6 protein-coding genes are annotated in these 6,575 nt (G+C 38.6%); 1 reads left to right on the forward strand and 5 read right to left on the reverse strand.

All coding sequences use genetic code 11. The features are described from left to right. Positions 1–54: 54 nt before the first annotated feature. The 5 genes from queG to P3R27_RS10480 all read right to left on the reverse strand — a co-directional run bounded on the left by queG (position 55) and on the right by P3R27_RS10480 (position 4,831). Positions 55–1,221: a tRNA epoxyqueuosine(34) reductase QueG gene (gene queG / locus P3R27_RS10460; RefSeq protein WP_034688971.1), complete on the reverse strand. Its 1,167-nt coding sequence runs from the start codon at positions 1,219–1,221 to the stop codon at positions 55–57. Between the two features lie 15 nt (positions 1,222–1,236). Next, positions 1,237–1,983, reverse strand: a complete 747-nt coding sequence (locus P3R27_RS10465) for a hypothetical protein (protein ID WP_034688974.1) — start codon at positions 1,981–1,983, stop codon at positions 1,237–1,239. A 280-nt stretch (positions 1,984–2,263) separates the two neighbouring features. Further along, positions 2,264–3,199: an Mn/Fe ABC transporter substrate-binding lipoprotein EfaA gene (efaA, locus tag P3R27_RS10470; protein WP_126133932.1), complete on the reverse strand. Its 936-nt coding sequence runs from the start codon at positions 3,197–3,199 to the stop codon at positions 2,264–2,266. A 31-nt stretch (positions 3,200–3,230) separates the two neighbouring features. Beyond that, the gene (locus tag P3R27_RS10475; protein WP_126133931.1) at positions 3,231–4,088 is read right to left on the reverse strand and encodes a metal ABC transporter permease; all 858 of its coding nucleotides are present in this window, start codon (positions 4,086–4,088) and stop codon (positions 3,231–3,233) included. Then, positions 4,085–4,831: a metal ABC transporter ATP-binding protein gene (locus P3R27_RS10480; RefSeq protein ID WP_034688981.1), complete on the reverse strand. Its 747-nt coding sequence runs from the start codon at positions 4,829–4,831 to the stop codon at positions 4,085–4,087. The genes P3R27_RS10475 and P3R27_RS10480 overlap by 4 nt, the downstream gene beginning before the upstream one ends. 232 nt (positions 4,832–5,063) lie before the next feature. Here P3R27_RS10480 and P3R27_RS10485 point away from each other — a divergent pair, with 232 nt between their 5' ends. Beyond that, positions 5,064–6,434 (forward strand): amino acid permease, encoded by a 1,371-nt coding sequence (locus P3R27_RS10485; RefSeq protein WP_034688983.1) that lies wholly within the window; start codon positions 5,064–5,066, stop codon positions 6,432–6,434. Positions 6,435–6,575 lie beyond the last annotated feature (141 nt).

Raw genomic sequence — 6,575 nt, forward strand, 5'->3', positions numbered from 1 at the left:
ACCAGTAATTGTTACAACAATTACTGGGAAAAATGACGTGTTTGAGTAAAAAATTCATTTTTTAGAACTTTTTTTCTTTTGTAACAATTGGATTGCTTGGTTCATTTCATGGATTGCTTCTTCTTCTGTTTCTTTTTCTAGTGCGCAACTTAATACCTCTTGCCATTTTTTAGGATCTTTGATTCCTAACTTACCGATTGCCCACGCTGCTGTCCCGCGAATCACTGGACGGACATCACTTAGACACTCTTCAATATGAGGCAAAGCAGCACGTTCTCCTAAATTGGCTAAGGCAATCAGCGCATTTCGTTGAAGAGGTTTCCTGCCACGCCATGAACCAGCCAAATGACCGTATTGCTGTTTAAATTCTTTATTAGAGATCGTTAACATGGGGGTGAGTTTCGGATAGACTTCGTCTACTTTTGGCTCCATTTCTGGATGAAAGTGAAAATCTTTCCCTCTATTATAAGGACATACCAACTGACAGATATCACAACCATAAATGACGTTGCTCATCTTTTTTCGATACTCCTCTGGCATCATGCCTTTCGTCTGCGTTTGATAAGACAAACAGCGTTTAGCGTTCATTCGACCATCACCTAAAAGCGCATCCGTTGGGCAAGCCGTCACACAACGCGTACATTCGCCACACCCAAAGACACCAGGAGCATCTGGTTCTAGGTCGATATTGGTCACGATCTCACCTAAATAGACAAACGAGCCAAATTCCTCTGTGATCAATAATCCGTTTCGACCGATAAACCCTAAACCAGCACGTTGCGCCACAGCTACGTCGATCAACTCACCTGTATCGACTTGCGGCGCCAAGCGCCATTCTTCTTCCTTTTGCCAATGTGTCGCTCGTGACTCAATAAATGAAATCAATTGTTGCAGACGATCCCGTAAGACATCATGATAGTCGATGCCCCAAGAAGCACGAGCAAACTGTCCACGCTTTTCATCTCTAGGCATCTTTTCATGGATCTTTGTAGGATACGCTAAAGCAATTGCAATGATTGATTTTGGTCGATCAAACGTCATCTCCGGATATAAACGTTCATCGATATTAGGGTGTTCAAATCCAGAAGTATGTCCAGCAGCTTTTTGTTCTACCAACGATTCTTTCAAATGATCAAATGGCTCTGCTGTAGTAAACCCGATTTTATCAATCCCGATTCGCTTACTTTCTTGAATGATTTCTTCCTTTAATGTTAGTACCATCATTACCACCCTCGATCAGACACGACTATATAATCCGTAATATAATCGTTCTTTTTTCAATTGAACGAATTGGATCTGCTGATCTGGGATTTTTCTTTCTTCCATCCAACGATGTCTAGCCGCAAAAACTTCCCAGAAATTCACAGATACCCATTTTCGACGTTGGTCTAATGCATTGAAAAAGTTCAGCGAAACAGGTTTTGTGTGAAGTAGTTCATGTAAACGGAGTTGTTCTCTTGGTGAGAACCCAGATAGATCCCGTGAATAAACAACATCTTCGTATAGATTTTTTTGTTGCCCATAAGTGAACGTTTGTGGAATTTCTCCTGGACGAGCAATTTCTACTAAACGATTATAATACGTATTCATAAGTTTGCTATTTGCGATAAATGCACTCTTAAAAAATGCGGATTGGATTTTTGGAATCACACCCTCTGTCCCTATCAAAGAAAACAATGCAGGCCATGCTTGAACCTTTAGTTCATTCTCTTGTTTGACTAATACGCCAGGAGTAAAACCGACGGATGAAAGAAAGACAAAGTAGCCAATGCCTGTTTCTTCATCTAATGGCTGAAAATCATCAAATAACCATTTCCCAGGGTATTCCTCTGTTTCCAATTCTTCTGGGCTTGCTATGAACGCTTTCGCCATTTCTGCTTCAAGAAATAAGAGATCTTGATCTTTCTCTTTATTTTCTAGTTGGTTGATTTTTTTTGTTATTTCTTTTGCAATCAATTGTTTGTCTTTGCTAGTAAAATTCATAGCTTCACCTTCCTTTCCTTTCTTTTAACTATAACGGAATTTCACTAAAATTGGTATCTTTAAAACAATAAACGAACGAATTTTTATTTGTATAAAGTACGGAGGCATTAGTCCTCACGTCTCCAAAAACGGAGCAAACGGAAGGAACAGAAGGAATCTCTTCAAAAAAAAAGCGCTATCCACAAAAATTTAAAGAACAATTTTCGTGGATGACGCCTTATTTATCGAGGCTACACACTTTTGCCTCTTTTATTAGATTGTTAGCTCGATCGATTAGTGATTATTTCTTTTCTTGAGATAGACCATCGTGGATCGTTTCGATGTTCCATTTCATCATTCCATAATAAGAATCACCAGTTTCTCCTTCTTTTGCAATAGAATCAGTGAATAGCTCATCATAGATTTCAAGACCTGTTTCACTTGCGACACGTTCCATACTTCTCGGATCAACACTTGTTTCCACAAATAAAACTGGAACATCCGAAGCACGAACTTGGCTAATGATCGATTGCATTTGTTCAGGTGTACCTTGGCTTTCTGTGTTGATTTCCCAAATATACCCTGCTGGTAAATCGTATGCTTGTGAGAAGTATCTAAAAGCCCCTTCACTTGTTACTAATAGTTTTTTATTGTCTGGAATCGATCCAAAACTCTCTTTCGCTTGTTTATCTAATTCTTTCAATTTTCCGATATATGCATCTGCATTTTCTTCATATTGCGTAGCATGGTCTGGGTCTTTTTCAGCAAAGATGCGTGTGATTTCTTGTACATATTTGATTCCGTTTGAAAGATCCAACCACGCATGCGGATCTGCTTCTGTCTCTGATTCTCCACCAGTCAAATAAAGTGGTTCAACTTTTTTACTTACTGCAAAATAGTCTTCATCTTCTTTTTTATTTGCCGTATCCATCAAGTTTTCAAACCAAGCATCTCCTGTTTCCAAGTTTAGCCCATTGTACAAGATGACATCAGCATCACTTGCTTTTTTGATATCTTCTGGCAATACCTCGTATTCATGTGGGTCAGTTCCAACAGGGACGATACTATGAACATCGACATGTTCTTTTCCAACTTCTTTTGCCATGTCGGCGATAATCGAATTTGTTGCTACGACTGTCAGGTTTTCTTCTTTCTCTTCTGCTGCGGAACTGCCACAACCTGCAAAAATAAATAAGACAGCTCCCATTAACCATAAGATATTCAGTTTATTTTTCATGTACATACTCCATTTCTATTCGTTAGATTTTTTACGACTCGGCATTTTTTTTCGTTCTGTTTCTTGAAAAAATAATCCCTTTAGTCGGTGAAAATAAAAAGGCCAACGTAAAGAATACTGCACTGGTCAACACGATGGTCGCCCCAGATGGCCAATTATAACTATAACTATAAAACACACCGATGATCGCACTTAATACGCCGACTGTTGCCGAAATAAAAATCATTTTTGCCAATCGATCGGTCAATAGGTATGCAGTTGCTGCTGGTGTGATCAACATCGAGATGACCAAAATCGTTCCTACTGTCTGTAAACTCACGACGGCAACCAGTGTTAAGAAGAACATCAACAAATAGTGAACAAGTGTCGTATTCAACCCATAAGCTTTTGCCATCATCGGATCAAAAGAAGTGATTTTCAGTTCTTTATAAAAAATAAATACAAACAATAATACGATCCCACTCACTATGGCAGTCATCAACATATCACTTTCCCTAACTGCTAAAACATTCCCAAATAAGATATGGTACAGATTGGTTGCACTTTGAGCAAAAGAAATCAAGATGACGCCTAATGCAAAGAACGAACTAAAAACGATCCCAATAGCTGTATCATTTTTCAAACGGCTACGCTGTGTGACAAATCCGATTATTCCAGCTGTCAACATCCCAAATGCAGTAGCTCCTAGAATGTAACTAAAACCAAACATATACGAAATCGCGACACCAGGAAGTACCGCGTGAGAAATCGCATCCCCCATCAAAGACATCCCTCTCAAAATAATAAAAGAGCCAATCACCCCTGAAGCCAATCCAACTAACATAGATGTAATCAATGCATATTGTAGAAATTGATAATCCATTAACCCCTCAATAAACGATTGAATCATTTTTCCATTACCCCTTTAACTAATTGCCCAATGATCTCCCCATAAGCCAACTGTAGATTTTCTGAAGTAAATACTTCGTCAACTGATCCAGCTGCAATCAATTCTTTATTCAATAAAATTACTTCATCAAAATAGGCTTCGACTTTGTGCAGATCATGATGGACGATCACAATAGTTTTCCCTTCATTTTTCAGTTCATCCAAAATAGCAAAGATTTTTCTTTCACTGACCGCATCGATCCCAACAAATGGTTCATCTAAAAAAATCCATTCTGCGCCTTGAGCCAAGGCTCTGGCAATAAATATCCGCTGTAATTGTCCGCCAGATAATTCACTGATTTGTCGATTTTCATAATCTATCATGTCCACTTTCGCTAAGGCTTGCTTTGCTCGTTCCTTTTCTTTTTTCCCAGGACGTTGCCCCAAGCGCAAGGATGGATAGGTTCCTAACAAAACTACTCCTAATACATCGATCGGAAAAGAAAGATCCAGCTCACTACGCTGTTCGACATAGGCAATTTTTTTGCGAATCGTTTTTATGGAGCGACCATCGAAAGTGATTTCACCGGAAATTTTAGGAACTAATTCTAATAAAGCTTTCATAAAAGTAGATTTCCCAGCGCCATTCGGTCCAATGATCCCTGTAAATTTTTGTGCTTGGATAACTGTTGATACATGATTTAATACTGTCTTTCCTTGATACGCAACCGTCAAATCTTTAACGGATATTTCATTTTTAGACACCTCTTACCACTCCTTTTCGGTGTACCTAACTTTTTATTCAAACTTAGTTTAACTAATATCAAAATCATTTACAAGTGTTATACCTAATTTTTTTGATTTTTCTCGCAAATTTCGAAAATTTTCTGTAAAATCACAATCAAGAGCTATAAAGTAATGGGCGTTATTTTGTTTGCTAGTTATAGAATAAACTTATTTTTTACTTTATCACTCAACTTAAAAAAGGAGTTTTTGTATGGAAGAAGAAAAATTAACTCGTAGTCTCAGTGCACGTCACATTCAAATGATTGCGCTAGGCGGAACGATCGGTGTCGGTCTGTTCATGGGTGCTTCATCCACTATCCGTTGGACAGGACCTTCTGTAATGGTTGCTTATGCTGTAGCAGGCTTCTTTTTGTACCTGATCATGCGTGCCTTGGGCGAGATGTTGTATTTAGATCCTTCTACCGGTTCTTTCGCTAACTATGCAAGTGAATACATCCATCCCGTTGCAGGTTATTTGACGGCTTGGAGCAATATTTTTCAGTTTATCGTGGTCGGTATCAGTGAAGTAATTGCTGTAGGGGAATATATGAACTATTGGTGGCCAGACTTGCCCCAGATCATTCCAGGAATCGTTGTGATCCTTTTCTTGATGTTCGCCAACCTTTTTTCTGTCAAAGCATTCGGTGAATTAGAATTTTGGTTTTCCACTATTAAAGTAGTGACAATTATTTTGATGATCATCGCCGGTTTAGGCATCATTTTATTCGGATTTGGTAACCATGGAGAAGCAATCGGGATTTCAAACTTATGGAAAAATGGTGGTTTCTTTACAGGTGGCGTGAAAGGTTTCTTTTTTGCCCTATCAATCGTTGTTGCCTCTTACCAAGGAATCGAGTTGATCGGGATGACTGCAGGTGAAGCGAAAGATCCACAAAAAACGATTGTAGACGCTGTCCAATCAACAATCGGGCGGATCTTGATTTTTTATATTGGGGCGATCTTCATCATTGTCAGCATCTATCCTTGGAATCAATTAAGCGAACTAGGATCACCGTTTGTTCAAACTTTTTCCAAAATCGGGATCACGTTTGCAGCTGGTTTGATCAATTTTGTTGTCATCACTGCTGCTTTATCTGGTTGTAATTCCGGTATTTTCAGCGCCAGTCGTATGGTTTACACATTGGCAATCAACGGCAAAATGTCTAAAAAGTTTTTGAAACTTACACGTCATGGGGTTCCCTTTTATCCAGTGGTAGCCATCTCGTTTGGTATTCTGATTGGCTTGCTTTTGAACTATCTATTGCCATTAGTCTACTCCCAAACACAGGATTTATTTGTTTTTGTCTATAGTTCCAGTATCTTACCCGGAATGATTCCTTGGATCGTGATTTTGATCAGTCAAATCAAATTTAGAAAGACACATCATCAAGAAATGACGTCACATCCGTTCAAAATGCCTTTTTCTCCTTATACTAATTATCTGTCATTAGCCTTTTTGGCAGTCGTATTGGTCTTTATGTTCATCAATCCTGAAACAAGGATCTCTTTGATGATCGGTTTCGTTTTCTTGGTCTATATGACGGTTTACTATTTTGTACGTGAAAGAAAAATCAAGGAATAGTATAAGAAACTATCCAAAAAGAAGTCAGGACTGCGCGAACGTAGTCCTGACTTCTTTAATCTATCACAACCTGATTGCACAACTGCTACTTACCAGGGACTAAATTTTCTACAAGAGTTTCTAGTACGTTGTGAGTTTTTT

Source organism: Enterococcus spodopteracolus (assembly GCF_030441955.1).
Lineage (GTDB): Bacteria > Bacillota > Bacilli > Lactobacillales > Enterococcaceae > Enterococcus_B > Enterococcus_B spodopteracolus.

Coding starts and splice junctions, on each gene's coding strand:
- P3R27_RS10485 (WP_034688983.1), top strand. CDS start 5,064: ATGGAAGAAGAAAAATTAACTCGTAGTCTCAGTGCACGTCACATTCAA.
- P3R27_RS10465 (WP_034688974.1), bottom strand. CDS start 1,983: ATGAATTTTACTAGCAAAGACAAACAATTGATTGCAAAAGAAATAACA.
- efaA (WP_126133932.1), bottom strand. CDS start 3,199: ATGAAAAATAAACTGAATATCTTATGGTTAATGGGAGCTGTCTTATTT.
- queG (WP_034688971.1), bottom strand. CDS start 1,221: ATGGTACTAACATTAAAGGAAGAAATCATTCAAGAAAGTAAGCGAATC.
- P3R27_RS10475 (WP_126133931.1), bottom strand. CDS start 4,088: ATGATTCAATCGTTTATTGAGGGGTTAATGGATTATCAATTTCTACAA.